Source organism: Streptomyces sennicomposti (assembly GCF_019890635.1).
Lineage (GTDB): Bacteria > Actinomycetota > Actinomycetes > Streptomycetales > Streptomycetaceae > Streptomyces > Streptomyces sennicomposti.
This window is the reverse complement of sequence record NZ_JAIOAB010000017.1, coordinates 26,511-41,644: the sequence shown is the minus strand read 5'-3', so window position 1 is coordinate 41,644 and position 15,134 is coordinate 26,511. Positions and strand designations below refer to the sequence as shown.

Genomic DNA, 15,134 nt, shown 5'->3' with positions numbered 1-15,134 from the left:
GGCTGTGGAGGGGCGGCGCCCGGCCGCCAGGGCGCGCGGGCCGGGTCCGGCGGGGACCCGGCCCGTCCGGTCACGGGGTGGCGTAGGCCTCCACCTCGCTGAACTGGGCCGCCGGCCGGCCGGTGTTGCCGGTGACGGTCAGGCGCAGGTAGCGCAGATTGGTGCCGCTGGGCAGGTTCACGGTGACGGTGTTGCCGGTGGCCGGGTCGAAGCGGTAGCCCTGCGCGCCGGCCACCGTCGTGTACGTCGATCCGTCGCCGCTGCCGAGCACCGCGACGGTCTGGGTGCGGGCGCCCCAGGCCGAGGACGGGGGCAGCTTCAGCACCAGCCGGCGCACGCTCTGGCTGGAGCCGAGGTCCACGGTGAGGGACTGCGGGAAGGCGTTGTTGGCGGACTCCCAGTAGCTGTTCGCGTCGCCGTCGACCGCCTTGCCGGGCGTGTAGACGTCCTGCGAGCCGGTGGCGGTGGCCGGGCGGCCCTTGGCGAGGTTGCGGTTCGGGTCGGGGTCCGGGTTGCCCTGGCCGGGCTGCGGCCAGCTGGAGCAGTCCGACCAGGTGGTGTTCCAGCCGGAGTTGCCGCCGCCGTCGGTGAGCGCGAAGCTGCCGGAGTTCGCCGGGTAGGGGCAGTTGTAGATCCCGGCCACGCCCACGCCGGTGGCGGTGACGTTGCGGAAGGTCGCCGCGCCCTGGGTCTCGGCCTGGACGACGACCGTGCCGGTGTTCTTCACGGTCGCGCCGTTCACGGTGACGTTGCGGACCGGGTTGCCGGTGCCGCCGCCGGAGACGAACTCGAAGGCGCTGTAGGGGCTGTCCGTGATCGTCGTGTCGGTGATGTTCACGGTGGCGTTGATTGCGCTGTCGTAGGAGTCGACGCGCAGCGCGCCCATCGGGTGGCCCCAGTTGGGGTTGATCGCGCCGGTGCGCACGAGGGTGTTGCCGGCGACGGTGATGGTGCCGGCGAGCGGGTTGAAGGGGTCCATGAACTTCTGGTTGGAGATCGCGATGCCGCTGCCGAGGGCGTTGGTGTCGGAGATCAGGTTGTTCCGGACGGTGATGTCGGTGCCGCCGTAGATCGCGATGCCGTTGGCGAGGTTGGGCTGGCTGATCGTGTTGTTCTCGAAACTGCTGTTGGAGTCGGGGGCGTTGAGGGACCACATGGCGAGCGAGTCGTCGCCCTGGTTGCGCAGGAAGTTCCCGCGCACCTTGACGCCCTTGGCGTTGCCGTTGAGGTTGAGCCCGTCGGCGGTGGTGTCGAGGATGCGGTTGTTCTCGACGACCAGGTTGTCGTTGGTCCCGGTCAGCCACAGCCCGCACTTGAGGTGCTGGATCCACATGCCGGAGACGGACGAGTTCGCGCCGAGGGAGCCGTTGACGAAGTTGTCGGGGCTGGAGTCGTTGCGTTCGGTGACCTCGCCGATGACCGCGAAGTCCTTGAGGTGGACGTTGCCCGCCGAGCTGCCCTGGTTGATGAAGCTGGAGCTGTGCACGACGGAGTACCAGCTGCCCGCGCCCTGGAGGGTGACGTTCTGCACGCCGCCGAGCGCGGAGGTCAGCCGGTAGTCGCCCGGCGGGATCCACACCACCCCGCCCTGGGCGGCGTTGATGGCGTCGCGGAAGGCCTGGGTGGAGTCGCCCTGGCCGCTGGGGTCGGCGCCCTTGGACGTGACGGAGACCGATCCTGCGGGCTGCGCGGCCGCGGCGGCGACCTGCTCGAAGTCGGCGACGTCCACGGTGACCTGGACGTTGGCCGCCTCGACGGCGATCTTGTCGCCGGCCTGGACGTTGCGGCCGAGCAGCAGGCGGGCGTTGTCGTAGAAGTGGTGGGTTTTGGCGCCGGCGATCCAGCCGGTGTCCACGTAGGAGTACTTGGAGGTGACGGCGAGGGTCTTGTCGAGTTTGACGCCGTTGACGTAGACGTTCAGCGTGCCGGACTGGCCGTCGGGGACGTTGTAGGAGAGGTTCACCGCGTTGGCCGCGCGGGGTGCGGTGAACTCCACGCGCTGTCCGGCGGACAGGCGCACGGCCTGACGGCCGGAGGCCTCCGAGGCGAGGGTGCCCTGCGTGTAGTCGGGCCCGATCCGGGTGCCGTTGGTGGTGGCGGTCTCGGCCTCGACCGAGGTGAACGGCAGGGCGGCGCCCGCCGCCGCGTGGGCGGCGGGGGCGGTGAGGGTGACGAGCATGCCGGCGGCGAGGGCGACGGCGGCGCCCACGGCCGGCAGACGCCGGGCGGCTTGGGACGTGCGGGTGCCGTGCATGTGCTGATCCCTTCGAGTGGGGTTGCGGGGATAGCGCTGTGCGGGGTGATGCGGGGTGGTACGGCGGTCCGGCCGCGTGGTCAGGCGCGCAGCCAGACCGCCGTGTCCTCGGGGAGCCGGCCGGCCGCGTCCAGCGGGCCGCTGGCCAGCAGGAGCCGGGAGTGGTCCGGCAGTTCATAGGGTTCGGCGCCGAGGTTGACCACGCAGCAGGTCCCCTCGGCGCGGGTGAAGGCGAGGACGCCGTCGGGGGCGGGCAGCCAGGTCAGGGGGGCGTCGCCGAACACCGGGCGCAGCCGGATCGCCCGCCGGTAGAGGCTGAGCATGGAGTCCGGGTCGTCCGCCTGGCGGTCCACGGCGTACGAGGCCCAGTCGGCGGGCTGCGGAAGCCACGGTTCGCCGCGGGAGCCGAAGCCGGCGTGGGGCGCGTCGGCGGTCCAGGGCAGCGGGACGCGGCAGCCGTCGCGGCCGGGGTCGGTGCCGCCGGAGCGGAAGTGCATCGGGTCCTGGATGCGGTCCACGGGGATGTCCGCCTCGGGCAGCCCGAGTTCCTCGCCCTGGTAGACGTAGACCGCGCCGGGCAGGGCCAGGGAGAGCAGGGCGGCGGCGCGCGCCCGGCGGGTGCCCAGGGCCAGGTCGGTGGGGGTGCCGAAGGCCTTGGTGGCGAAGTCGAACCCGGTGTCGGCGCGGCCGTAGCGGGTGACGGTGCGGGTGATGTCGTGGTTGCACAGCACCCAGGTGGCGGGGGCGCCGACGGGGGCGTGCTCGGCGAGGGTCTCGTCGATGGAGGTGCGCAGCCGGTCCGCGTCCCAGGGGCAGGACATGAAGGCGAAGTTGAAGGCGCTGTGCAGTTCGTCGGGGCGCAGATAGCGGGCGAAGCGCTCGCTGTCGGGCAGCCACACCTCGCCGACGAAGACACCGCCGTACTCGTCGGCGAGGCGGCGCCAGGAGCGGTAGACGTCGTGCAGGTCGTCCCGGTCGACGTAGGGGTGCGGGTCCTGGCCCTCGGTGAAGTCGGGCAGGTCGGGGTCCTTGACGAGCAGGGCGGCCGAGTCGATGCGGACGCCCGCCACGCCGCGTTCGAACCAGAAGCGCAGGATGTCCTCGTGCTCCCGGCGGACCGCCGGGTGGGCCCAGTTGACGTCGGGCTGCTCGGGCGCGAACAGGTGCAGGTACCACTCGCCGTCCGGGAGCCGGGTCCAGGCCGGCCCGCCGAACTCGGACGTCCAGTCGTTGGGCGGGAGTTCGCCGTGCTCGCCGCGGCCGGGCCGGAAGTGGAACAGTTCCCGCTCGGGTGCGCCGGGGGCGGCGGCGCGGGCGGCGCGGAACCAGGGGTGCTGGTCGGAGACGTGGTTGGGCACGATGTCGACGATGGTGCGGATGCCGAGTTCGCGGGCCTCGGCGATCAGCTTCTCCGCCTCGGCGAGGGTGCCGAAGGCCGGGTCGATGGCGCGGTAGTCGGCGACGTCGTAGCCGCCGTCCTTCATCGGGGAGAGGTACCAGGGGCTGAACCAGAGCGCGTCCACGCCGAGTTCGGCGAGGTACGGCAGCCGGGAGCGGACACCCGCGAGGTCGCCGGTGCCGTCGCCGTCGCCGTCGGCGAAGCTGCGGACGTAGACCTGGTAGAGGACGGCGTCGCGCCACCAGTCGGCGTCGTCGCGGCCGTTTCGGGCATGGGTGGGCTGTCCCACTGTGCCTGCCTTTCTGTGTCGGTGCGAAGGGGCGGTGTCAGCCCTTCGTGCTGCCCGCGCTGATCCCGGCGATGATGTGCCGCTGGAAGACGAGGAAGAGGGCGACCATCGGGATGCTGGCGATCACCATGGCGGCGATGAGCACGGTCAGCTGGATGTTCTGCGACAGCTGCACCAGGGCGACGCTGATGGGCTGTTCGTCGGTGTCGGAGAAGACCATCAGCGGCCACAGGAAGTCCTGCCAGACCGCGACCAGCGCGAAGATCGACACGACACCGAGCACCGGCCGGGAGATCGGCAGCACGATCGACCACAGGATGCGCAGCTTGCCCGCGCCGTCGATCTCGGCGGCCTCCAGCACGTCGCGCGGTATCTGGTCGAAGAACCGCTTGAGCAGATAGAGGTTGAAGGCGTTGGCGACGGCCGGCAGCCAGATCGCGAGCGGGTCGTTGAGCAGGCTGGTGTGCAGGATCGGCAGGTCGGCCACGGTCAGGTACTTCGGCACCACCAGGGCCTGGGCCGGGACCATCAGGGTGGCCAGGATGCCGCCGAGGATCACCTTGCCGAAGGCCGGTCTCAGCTTGGACAGGGCGTAGGCGGCGGCCGTGCAGAACACCAGCTGGAAGGCCCAGGCGCCGGCGGCCTGGACGACGGTGTTCCACAGGTGCCGCGGCAGCTGCATCAGGTCCCAGGCGTCGGTGAAGGCGCCGGTGTGCCAGTGCTCGGGGACCAGGGTGGGCGGGGTCTGGGCCACCTCGTCCGGCGACTTGGCCGCGCCGGTCACCATCCAGTAGACGGGGAAGAGGAAGGCCAGCGTGAACAGGACCACGACCGCGCCGAAGACGGTCCAGTAGAGGACCTTGCCGCGCGGACGGGCCAGGGTGGCCGGGGAGACGAGGGTGCGGGTCGCGCTGCTCATGCGTACTCCTCGCCGGAGCCGGACCGGGTCAGCCTGAGGTAGACCGCGGAGAAGACGCCGAGCAGCACGAGGAGCATGACGCTCAGCGCGCAGGCGCCGCCGAAGTCGTTGTAGAGGAAGGCGTACTTGTAGATGAGGTAGAGGACGGTGACCGTGGCGCTCTCCGGGCCGCCGCCGGTGATCACGAAGGGTTCGGTGAACACCTGCATGGTGGCGATGATCTGGAGCAGCATCAGCATCAGGATCACGAACCGGGTCTGCGGGATCGTGACGTGGCGGACGCGCTGGAGGAGGTTCGCGCCGTCCAGTTCCGCGGCCTCGTACAGCTCGCCGGGGATGGACTGCAGGGCGGCCAGGTAGATCAGGACGGTGCCGCCGAGGTTGGCCCAGGTCGCCACCAGGACCAGGGAGACCAGCGCGGTGTCGGTGCCGTTGGTCCAGTTCGAGGTGGGCAGGTGCAGGGCGCGCAGCGCCTCGTTGGCGAGGCCGGCGCCCGGGTCGTAGAACCACTTCCACAGCAGGGCGCTGACCACCGGCGGGATCATCACCGGCAGGTACACCACGACCCGGAAGAAGGCCTTGGCGTGCCGCAGTTCGTTCAGGACGAGGGCCAGGACGAACGGCACGGCGAAGCCGATCAGCAGGGCGAGCACCGTGAAGGTGAGGGTGTTGCGCCAGGCGGCGGCGAACTCGGGGTCGTGCAGGACGTGGGTGAAGTTGGCGGTGCCGACCCACTCGGGCGGGTTGCCCGGCGTGTACTTCTGGAAGGCGATCACGACGGCGCGGATCGCCGGGTACCAGGAGAACAGGGCGAAGCAGATCAGTCCGCCGAGGAGGAAGGCGTAGGCGCGGGCCTGCTCGGCGAGGCGGCGCCGCCTCCGGTCCCCTGCCGGGGGCGGCGCCGGTACCGGGTGGACGGCCTTCGCCTGGGCGGGCCGCCGCTCGGCCGTTTTCGTCATGGTCGGTCAGCTCCGGGCCAGGATGCCGTCGATCTTCGATGAGGCGTCCTCGAGCAGGTGGTCGATGTCGGCGTCCTTCTTGGTGAGGACCGCGGAGACGACGCCGTCGAGGACGGAGTAGATCTGCTGGGCGTTGGGCGGCTCGACCTTCAGCTGGAGCTTCTGGTTGCCGTCCAGGAAGGACTGGTAGTTGTCCACCGGGACGTTGGCGTTGGCCTTCTTGACCTGCTGGTCGGTGGCGTCGGCGGCGCCGGTGAACAGGCGCGGCTCGGGCAGGCCGACGGGCGCGTCGTTCTTCTTGGCGCGGGCGTAGTCGCCGAGGAAGCCCTTGCCGGGGGTGAGGAACATGTGGTCGAGGTACTTCAGTCCGGCCCGGATCTGGGCGGGGGTGTCCTTCTTGCTGAACATGTAGCCGTCGCCGCCGACGAGGGTTCCCTTGCCGCCGGGCATGGGGGCGAGGGCGAGGTCCTTGTAGTTGCCGCCCTTCTCCTTGACCAGGATCGGGATGTTGTCCGGGGCGGCCAGGTACATGCCGAGCTTGCCCGAGCCCATGAGCAGCTGGACGTCGTTGATGACGAGGAGCTGCTTGCTGCCCATGGAGTCGTCGGTCCAGCGCATGTCGTGCAGGTTCTGCAGCACGGCGTGGCCCTCGGGGGTGTCGACGGCGGCCTTCTTGCCGTCGGCGCTGACGACGTCGCCGCCCTGGGAGTACATCTCGGCGGTGAAGTGCCAGCCGCCCTGGTTCTGGGCGCTGTAGTCGGCGTAGCCGACGGTGCCGCCGCCGAGCGCGGCGATCTTCTTGGCGTCGGCGCGGACCTCTTCCCACGTCGTCGGCGGCTTCTCGGGGTCGAGGCCGGCCTTCTGGAAGAGCTTCTTGTTGTAGATCAGGCCCATCGAGTAGCCGGTGCGCGGGATGCCGTAGACCTTGCCGTCGACGGTGTAGATGTCGCGCAGCTGCTGCTGGATGGTGCCGTAGCTCTTCAACTCCTTGACGTACGGCGTCAGGTCGGCCGCCTGGCCGGTGTCCACGACGTGCTTGACGTCGGTGAAGTACGTGTAGAACACGTCCTCCATCTGGCCGCCGGCCAGCTTGGCGTCGAAGGTCTTGGGGTCCTCGCAGGGGAACGCGTCGTGCAGCGTGACGTCGATGTCCGGGTTCTGCTTCTCGAAGGACGCGGTGTCCTCGTCGAAGAACTTCCGGTCGACCTTGGCGCTCTTGGGCGGCTCGCAGTTGACCGTGATACGGGTCTTGCCGCTCGCGGCGTCGTCGTCGTCCGAACCGCACGACGTCAGGGCGAGAGCGAGGGCGCAGACGCCGAGGGCGGCGACGGCAGGGCGGAACCCGGTACTTCTCATCGGTGGACCCCTCTGGGCAGGAGCGGTGGGCGCGGCACACTCAAGCACCGGTGAGGGCTATGCGCAAGATCTCGCGCAGAAACTGAAATTATTTGACAGCGGGCGGGATCTTCGAGACGGGGCTTTGCTGGGGGCGCGGCGGGGTGCACGCAGGGACGCGGAAAGCGATTACAGGCCCGCGACGGGGCGTCACGGGCCTGGGGGCGTGGGGTGGGGGGTGGAGTGGAGGTGGAGTGGAGGTGGGGGCCTGAGCAGGTCGGGCACAGGCGCCTGTGCGCGTCGGGCACAAGGGGCCTGGAAGGGGCCTGGGCGGGGCGGGCGCGCGGGCCCGGAGGGCAGGGCTGGGGGTGGGGGCCGAGCGGGGCGTTGCGCGGGCCTGTGGGGCGAGCGCAAAAGCCTCGACGGGCCGGGCATGCGGGCCCGGCGGGCTGGGCGTGGGGCCCGGGGGCTGGGCGTGGGGCCCGGCGGGCTGGACATGGGTCCAAGCGGGGCGTCGCGCGGGTCTGTGGGGCCGGGCGCAAGGGCCCGAACGGGCCGGCCGGACGCGGGCCCGGCCCACTGTGCCGGAGGCCCGGGCGGGCCGGGCGCGCGGGCCCGTGGGGCCAAGCGCGAAGGCCCGGGCGGGCCCGGGGATGCGGGGCCGACGGGCTTCGCCTGAGGCGGGGTGGGCGCGGACCTGGGCGGGCCGGACGGCCGGACCCCGGTGAGGCGGGCGCCGGACCCCGACGGAGACGGGCACCGAACCCCGGGCCAAGCGGGACGCCGGACCCCGACGGGGACGGCACCAGACCCCGGGCCAGGCGGGGCGCCGGACCCCGACGGGGACGGGCGCCGAACCCCGGGCCAGGCGGGACGCCGGACCCGGACGGGGGCGGCACCGGACCCCGAGCAGGGGACGGCACCGAACCCCGGGCAGGGGCGGGCGCCGGGCCCGAATGGGCCTGGGCGCGGTGGGCCGCGTCGGTCAGTCGCGGGGGGCCTGCGCGGTGGAGCCGCGCACCACCAGCTCCGGTTCGAACAGCAGCTCGTCCGCCGGTACGGCACTGCCGCCGATCTGCGCGTTCAGCAGCTCCACGGCCGCCTTGCCCATGGACTCGATGGGCTGGCGGACGGTGGTCAGCGGAGGCTCCGTGCAGTTCATCAGCGCGGAGTCGTCGTAGCCGACGACGGAGATCCGCCCCGGGACGTCGAGGCCGCGGCGGCGGGCGGCGCGTACGACGCCGAGGGCGAGCGGGTCGCTGGCACAGATGAAGCCGGTGACGCCGCGGTCGATGAGCTTGGTCGCCGCGGCGTGGCCGCCCTCGATGGAGAAGATGGCGCGGGCGACGAACTCGTCGGGCAGCTCGGCGCCGAGCGCGCGGGCCGCGGCCAGCTTGCGCGCGGACGGCACGTGGTCGCCGGGGCCGAGGACGAGACCGATCCGCTCGTGGCCGAGGGAGGCGAGGTGACGCCAGGCCTGTTCCACGGCGACCGCGTCGTCGCAGGACACGCCGGGGAAGCCGAGGTGTTCGATCCCCGCGTTGACCAGCACGACGGGGATGTTGCGGTCGGCCAGCAGACGGTAGTGGTCGTGCGGCGCGTCCGCCTGGGCGTAGAGACCGCCGGCGAAGACGACGCCGGAGACCTGCTGTTGCAGCAGCAGCTCGACGTAGTCCGCCTCGGAGACGCCGCCCTTGGTCTGGGTGCACAGCACGGGGGTGAGCCCCAGCTGGGCCAGCGCGCCCCCGATGACCTCGGCGAAGGCCGGGAAGATGGGGTTCTGCAGCTCGGGCAGGACCAGGCCGACCAGCCGGGCCCGCTCACCGCGCAGCTGCGTCGGCCGCTCGTAGCCGAGCACGTCCAGCGCGGACAGCACCGCCTGCCGGGTGGCTTCGGACACCCCGGGCTTCCCGTTGAGCACCCGGCTGACCGTGGCCTCGCTGACCCCGACCTTCTTCGCCACTTCCGCAAGTCGTCGCGTCATGCACGCAAGAGTAGCGCAAGATTGCGCAAGTTACTTGCGTAACGGCGCGGCACGGCTCACCGCCGCGGGACGTACCCTCGGGGGCGTGGCACCACTGGCCCGCGGGACGCGCGCTCGGGGGCGTGGCCCGGCCGCTGCTACTGCGGCTGCGGCAAGTTGGCCGCGGGACGCGCGCTCGGGGGCGTGGCACCACCGGGGGCGGGCAGGCCGGTACAGGCGGGCGCCGAGGGACCGCCGCCGGGGAGCCGCGGCCCGTGGCGCCCCCGCGGTGGACTACCGCATGCAGGGGGGCGTGGCGGGGCAGGGCCGGCCAGGGGCGGCGAAGACGCGGCGAGCGCGCCCCCGCCGGGCCGGTGGCGGACGGGCCTGCCCGGCCGCGCCCGGACCCGTCCTGCCCGGGCGGACGTGCCTGTACGGGCGGGCACGTCCGCCCGGGCAGGACGGTCAGGGCCGGTCCGGCGCCCGGTGCCGTCGGCGACCTGAACGCCGGCGGTACCGGGCGTCAGGACTCGGGGGTGGGCACCACGCTGAGGTGGCCGGCCGGGCGGCGGACGCGGCGCGGGCGGTGCCGGGCCGGGGCCGGACGGGGCGGCTCGCGCAGGACCAGGGTGAACCGGGTGTAGCCGAACTCCCGCAGCGTGGCCGGGGTCTCCTCGACGACCCGGCACTCGGTGGCGCCCCAGCGCGGATCGGGATGCAGCAGCGGCCGCACCGCGCCGTCCGGCTCCGCGGCCGACGGACCGACGACCCGGATCCAGTGCGGCACGCCGTGCCGGTAGGCGGCCTCCATGATGGGGTCCTGGGCGATGTCCCGGCGGATGGCCTGGAGGGCCGGATCGTGCCCCCACTGCTCCACGGTCGCCGCGAACTGCGCCAGCATCGGCAGGCACCAGCGTGCCTCGTGGTCCCCGAGGACGGCGCCCGCCTCCGGGTGGAACAGCACGAACCGCAGGAAGTTGTCCCCGGGCATGGCCGTCGGGTGCGGGCCCGCGCCGCCGAAGAGCGACGTGAAGGCGCCGTTGGTCAGGACGACGTCCCAGCGGTGGTCGACGACGAAGGACGGGAAGGAGACGGCCTCCAGAAGCATGGCGTAGTCCTGCAGGTAGGCCTGCGCCTCGGGACTGACGGGAACGGGCTGCGGCGCCGGCCGCTGCCCTCCTGCCTGAAATGCCATCGGGAGGTCACCCCTCTTGCCTCTGCGGCCTTCACGCGGCGCCTTGATCCTGCTGTTCGGACGGGACCGTGTCAACTATCGTGGCATTTCATGCCGGTCGACGGCTGAAATTGGCCACAGTTGTGGCGAGACCTGGATGTGAGTTCGAGCAACGGGCTACTCTCCGGGAAGTTCACGGCACCCTGCCCTGTGAGAAGTCTGTAGAGAGACGTAGGAGATCTGTCGGTGACGGATGGCATCGAGGATCCGGGTACCGTGGCGTCGGCTGTCCTGTCGGCGGTCGTCGCACGTGTCACCGCGCTCGCGGACCGGCTGGGCGTGCCGCAGGCGGAGGTCTTCGACGCCGCCCGCCTGTCGGTGGCCTGCGGCGTGCCGGAACCCGTGATCAAGAAACTGCTGAGCGGCCGGCCGGCGGGCGAACCCGACGTGCAGGCCCGCTTCCTGCAACGGCTGGATCTGCTGCGCCGCACCCGGCTCAAGCCCGACCGGCGGCGCTACACGCAGCAGGAGATCGCCGACGGCGCGGGCATGTCGCGCCAGCAGGCGGGCGCCCTCATCAACGGCGACCGGCGCCCCACCATGGAGCACTGCGACGCCATCCAGCGGTTCTTCCGCGTGCACGCGGGCTTCCTCACCGCCGAGGACCCCGAGGCGCTGGCCGGCGCCCTGCAGCGCACCGAGCAGGAACTGCTGCAACGCCTCGCGGACCGGGAGCGGGAGGCGGCGGCCGCCGCGGACGACCCGCTGGAGCGGCTGCTGCAGAACCACGGTGTGCGCGGCATCGCCTGGCGGGCCGCCCAACTCCCCACCGACCAGCACCGGGACAAGGTCGCCGAATGGCTGGACATGCTCCTGGAGAGCGTCAAGCGCCCCGAGTCCTGAGGCCGGCCGGGGACGCGGGCGCGGGCGTCTGGTCCCTGAGCCGGGCGGGCGAACCGCAGCGCGGTCCGGGGGCATTGTCAGTGGGGGACGGCAAGCTGGTGGCACCGCGTCGTCGGGCAACCGGGCGCGGGACCGTGTGACGCCGAAACCGGGGAGAGCGACCGATGCCGACCGCCGCCGTACTGACCGACCACGAACGCACCGCCGTCCAGGCCTATCTGCGGCTGCTGCACACCGTGCGCGCCGCCTTCGACGCCCCGGCCGCGGCCGGCCGCCCGCCGCTCGTCCCGCCGTCCGTCCTGGCCGAGGCGGACCAGGCGCTGGCCCGGGCCGGACTGGCGGGCAACGAGGGGGCCTTCTTCGATCTGCTCGGCGACTGGTGCCCGAAGCCCTGACCGGACCGGCGCCCCGCCGATGACGACGCCCGGCCCCGGCCACCTGGCGCAGCCGCCCGGGGCGCCGGGGCCGGGCGCGACGCAGGCACGGGTGCCCAGCAGTGCGGACGCCGAGGTGCGCGGCTGTTCAGACGTACGGGACCGTCACCGCCGTGGCGACCAGGCCCCTGGCGACCGTCCAGCGGCCGTGGAAGGCGGCGACGCGGCGCCCGCCGACCTCGGGGCCGGGGACGAGCAACTCGGCCCGGAAAGCGCCGAGATGAGGCGTCCCGGGGTAGGCGTACATCTCGATGTCCGCCTCCATGAAGTCGAGCCACTTGCCGGTCAGCGGGAACCACGCCTTGTAGACGGACTCCTTGGCGCTGAACAGCAGCCGGTCCCAGTGCACGGCGGCGTCCTGGTCGGCGAGCGTGCGCAGCCGGCGCGCCTCGGCGGGCAGGGCGACGGCGGTCAGCACCCCGTCCGGGAGCGGGCCGTGCGGTTCGGCGTCGATGCCGAGGGAGGCCAGGTCGGTGGCGCGGACCAGGGCCGCGGCGCAGTAGCCCTCGCAGTGGGTCATGCTGCCGGCCAGGCCCTGCGGCCAGACCGGGGCGCCGCGTTCGGCGGGCAGAACGGGCTGCGGCGGTACGCCGAGCTTCTCCATGGCGCGCCGGGCGCAGGCGCGTACGGTGGTGAACTCGCGGCGGCGTTTGTCGACCGCGCGCGCCACGACCGCCTCCTCCTCGGGGAACAGCGGGGGCAGGACGCCCTCCTCGCCGCCGTACGACTCCACGGCCACCACCGAGTCCGGGAGCAGCTCATCGATCACCGGTTCAGCCCTCCATCGGGAGAATGCGGCGCAGTCTGCCCGGCGGTCCCGGCCGCTTGCGCCACTCGCGGGGGTAGCCCACGGAGACCTCCTCGAAGCGGACGCCCTCGTGCCAGGTGGTCCGGGGGATGTGGAGGTGGCCGTAGACCATGGCGGTCACCCGGAACCTGCGGTGCCAGTCGGCGGTCAGCCGGGTGCCGCACCACATGGCGAACTCCGGGTACCAGAGCACCTCCATGGGGTGCCGGTCCAGCGGGTAGTGGTTGACGAGCACGGTCGGCAGGTCGGCGGGGAGTTCGGCGAGCCGGCGCTCGGTCTCGGCGACCCGGGCCCGGCACCACGCCTCGCGGCTCGGGTACGGGTCGGGGTGGAGCAGGAACTCGTCGTTGCAGACGATCCCGGTGCCGTTCGCGTAGGCCAGTCCCTCGTCCTTGGTGGCGCAGCCGGCCGGCAGGAACGAGTAGTCGTACAGCAGGAACAGCGGGGCGACGGCCACCGGGCCGCCGGGGCCCTGCCAGCGGGGGTAGGGGTCCTCGGGCGTCGTCACGCCGAGTTCGCGGCAGACCTCGACCAGGTGGTCGTAGCGGGCGACGCCGCGCAGGGTGACGGTGTCCTTCGGGTGGGTCCACAGTTCGTGGTTGCCGGGCGCCCAGATCACCTTGCGGAAGCGGCTCGCCAGCGTCTTCAGGGCCCAGCGGACGTCGGTCACGGTCTCGGCGACGTCCCCGGCGACCAGCAGCCAGTCGTCCTCCGACTCCGGCTCCATCCGCTCGACCAGGTCGCGGTTCTCGCGGTAGCCGATGTGCAGGTCGCTGATGGCAAGCAGCCGTCCGTCGCCGCCCGCTGTCCCCGTCACTCCGGCCCCCCGTCACGCACCTGTCGGTCACCACAACAACACACCGGCCGACATCCGGACAAGTGCGTTCCAGGTCCGCCCCGCCGACCGTGGCCGAATCACCGCCCCCCGCGGATTCCTTCCGTCCGGGGTGTATCAGGGAGGCCGCCGCCGACTCTCAAGGGTGGGGATGCGGAGAAGAACGGGGGACGGGGAGGGGAGGAACGGGGGAAACAGGGCGGGGGCCACGGGGGATCACGGGGGAACGGGGGACGGGGCGGTCGGCCGCGGTACGGGGGAGCGGCCGGCCGCCTCGGCATGAGCGCGGTCTCCTGCGCCCGCCCGCACGTCCGTCACCCGAGATACGCCAGCCCCGGGTGGACCCGGGTGTAGCCCTCGACCAGGCGGTGGGCCACGTTCACCGAGTCGACCAGCGGGTGCAGCGCGAACGCCTTGACCGCCGCAGCCCGGGAGCCCGACTCGGCCGCCGTCAGCACCTCGCGCTCGACCGCCTTGACCGCGCAAACCAGGCCGGTGGCGTGGCCGGGCAGCGGATCGACCGCGACCGGGTGCGCGCCGTTGGCGTCGACCAGGCAGGGCACCTCGATGACGGCGTCCGCGTCCAGCACCGAAAGGACGCCCTGGTTGCGGACGTTGAGGATGAGCGTGGCGCGTTCGTCGCGGGCGATGGCCCGCATCAGGGCGAGGGCCACCTTCTCGTAGCCGCCGGAGAGGTCGTCCTCCTCGCGCTCCCCCGCCCCGGCCGCCTCGCGGTTCTCGGCCATGTAGGTCGCCTCGCGTTCGGCGCGGGTGCGGTTCCAGGCCGCGAGCGCCGGGGCCGCCGGGTCGTTCAACCCCTCGTAGAACGCGGCCTGCTGGTCGCGCAGGAAGGCGCCGCGGGTCTTCTCGGCCCGCTGGTAGGCCTCGACGGCCTCGCGGTTGAAGTAGTAGTAGTGCAGATACTCGTTGGGGATCGCGCCCAGGGAGCGCAGCCACTCCGGGCCGAAGAGACGGCCCTCCTCGAAGGAGCCGAGCAGCTCGGGATCGCCGAGCAGGCGCGGGAGCAGGTCGCGCCCGGCGTGGCGCAGCCCGCGCACCCAGCCGAGGTGGTTGAGGCCGACGTAGTCGATCCACGCGTCCCCGGGCGGCACGCCGAGCACCCGGGCGATCCGGCGGCCGAGGCCGACCGGCGAGTCGCAGATGCCGATGACGCGGTCGCCGAGGTGGCGGGACATGGCCTCGGTGACCAGTCCGGCCGGGTTGGTGAAGTTGATGACCCAGGCGTCGGGCGCGAGGCGGGCCGCGCGCCGGGCGATGTCGACGGCGACGGGCACAGTGCGCAGGCCGTAGGCGATGCCGCCCGCGCCGACGGTCTCCTGCCCGAGCACGCCTTCGGCGAGGGCGACCCGTTCGTCCTCGGCGCGTCCCGCGAGGCCGCCCACGCGGATCGCGGAGAACACGAAGTCCGCCCCGCGCAGGGCCTCGTCGAGATCGGTGGTGGCCCGTACCGCGGGGGCGTCGGTCACCTCGGCGGCCTGTTCGGCCAGGACCCGGGTCACGGCGGACAGCCGTCCGGCGTCGACGTCGTGCAGGACGACCTCGGTGACCCGGCCCTCGACGCGGTCCGTCAGCAGTGCCCCGTACACCAGCGGCACGCGGAATCCGCCGCCGCCCAGAATCGTCAGCCTCACCCTCGTACCTTCCCGCCACGCCGCCCGTCCGGCCCGCTCCGCACCCTACTCGCCGGCCGGGGCGCGGCCCGCGCCGCCGGGGCCGGGGCGGCGGGGACGCGGGGGTGGCGGTGCGGGGTGACGGGGACGCGTGCGGCGGTGCGGGGCGGCGGGGACGCGTGCGGCGGTGCGGGGTGACGGGGACGCGTGGGGCGGTGCGGGGCGGCGGGG

The 15,134-nt window shown here is 72.9% G+C and carries 12 protein-coding genes; 2 read left to right on the top strand and 10 right to left on the bottom strand.

What is annotated here, in order from left to right:
- Positions 1–70: 70 nt before the first annotated feature.
- The 7 genes from K7787_RS12610 to K7787_RS12580 form a co-directional block, all read right to left on the bottom strand.
- Entirely contained in the window at positions 71–2,254 is a 2,184-nt protein-coding gene (locus K7787_RS12610; protein ID WP_223001441.1) for a discoidin domain-containing protein, read from the bottom strand.
- A gap of 80 nt (positions 2,255–2,334) precedes the next feature.
- Complete coding sequence (locus K7787_RS12605; RefSeq protein WP_009191569.1) at positions 2,335–3,942, bottom strand: glycoside hydrolase family 13 protein; 1,608 nt, start codon at positions 3,940–3,942, stop codon at positions 2,335–2,337.
- A 37-nt stretch (positions 3,943–3,979) separates the two neighbouring features.
- The gene (locus tag K7787_RS12600) at positions 3,980–4,861 is read right to left on the bottom strand and encodes a carbohydrate ABC transporter permease (RefSeq protein ID WP_164389370.1); all 882 of its coding nucleotides are present in this window, start codon (positions 4,859–4,861) and stop codon (positions 3,980–3,982) included.
- Positions 4,858–5,820: a carbohydrate ABC transporter permease gene (locus K7787_RS12595; RefSeq protein ID WP_009191567.1), complete on the bottom strand. Its 963-nt coding sequence runs from the start codon at positions 5,818–5,820 to the stop codon at positions 4,858–4,860. The genes K7787_RS12600 and K7787_RS12595 overlap by 4 nt, the downstream gene beginning before the upstream one ends.
- A gap of 6 nt (positions 5,821–5,826) precedes the next feature.
- Positions 5,827–7,176: an ABC transporter substrate-binding protein gene (locus K7787_RS12590; RefSeq protein ID WP_164389372.1), complete on the bottom strand. Its 1,350-nt coding sequence runs from the start codon at positions 7,174–7,176 to the stop codon at positions 5,827–5,829.
- Between the two features lie 964 nt (positions 7,177–8,140).
- Positions 8,141–9,139, bottom strand: coding sequence for a LacI family DNA-binding transcriptional regulator (locus K7787_RS12585; protein ID WP_009191565.1), 999 nt, complete (start codon positions 9,137–9,139; stop codon positions 8,141–8,143).
- A gap of 502 nt (positions 9,140–9,641) precedes the next feature.
- The gene (locus K7787_RS12580) at positions 9,642–10,313 is read right to left on the bottom strand and encodes an MmyB family transcriptional regulator (RefSeq protein WP_009191564.1); all 672 of its coding nucleotides are present in this window, start codon (positions 10,311–10,313) and stop codon (positions 9,642–9,644) included.
- 225 nt (positions 10,314–10,538) lie between these two features.
- On the opposite strand from K7787_RS12580, the gene K7787_RS12575 reads away from it, so the two are divergent.
- Together K7787_RS12575 and K7787_RS12570 are read left to right on the top strand one after the other, a co-directional pair.
- Positions 10,539–11,195: a helix-turn-helix domain-containing protein gene (locus tag K7787_RS12575; RefSeq protein WP_009191563.1), complete on the top strand. Its 657-nt coding sequence runs from the start codon at positions 10,539–10,541 to the stop codon at positions 11,193–11,195.
- Positions 11,196–11,359: 164 nt separating this feature from the next.
- The gene (locus K7787_RS12570) at positions 11,360–11,590 is read left to right on the top strand and encodes a hypothetical protein (protein ID WP_019984293.1); all 231 of its coding nucleotides are present in this window, start codon (positions 11,360–11,362) and stop codon (positions 11,588–11,590) included.
- A gap of 127 nt (positions 11,591–11,717) precedes the next feature.
- On the opposite strand, the gene K7787_RS12565 is transcribed toward K7787_RS12570, so the two are convergent.
- From K7787_RS12565 to K7787_RS12555, 3 genes are all read right to left on the bottom strand, one after another.
- Positions 11,718–12,398 (bottom strand): 4'-phosphopantetheinyl transferase family protein, encoded by a 681-nt coding sequence (locus tag K7787_RS12565; RefSeq protein ID WP_019984294.1) that lies wholly within the window; start codon positions 12,396–12,398, stop codon positions 11,718–11,720.
- Between the two features lie 4 nt (positions 12,399–12,402).
- Positions 12,403–13,254, bottom strand: a complete 852-nt coding sequence (locus K7787_RS12560) for a metallophosphoesterase family protein (protein WP_019984295.1) — start codon at positions 13,252–13,254, stop codon at positions 12,403–12,405.
- Positions 13,255–13,586: 332 nt separating this feature from the next.
- On the bottom strand, positions 13,587–14,924 hold the full coding sequence (locus K7787_RS12555) for a 6-phospho-beta-glucosidase (RefSeq protein ID WP_223001440.1): 1,338 nt from the start codon (positions 14,922–14,924) through the stop codon (positions 13,587–13,589).
- Positions 14,925–15,134: the final 210 nt, after the last annotated feature.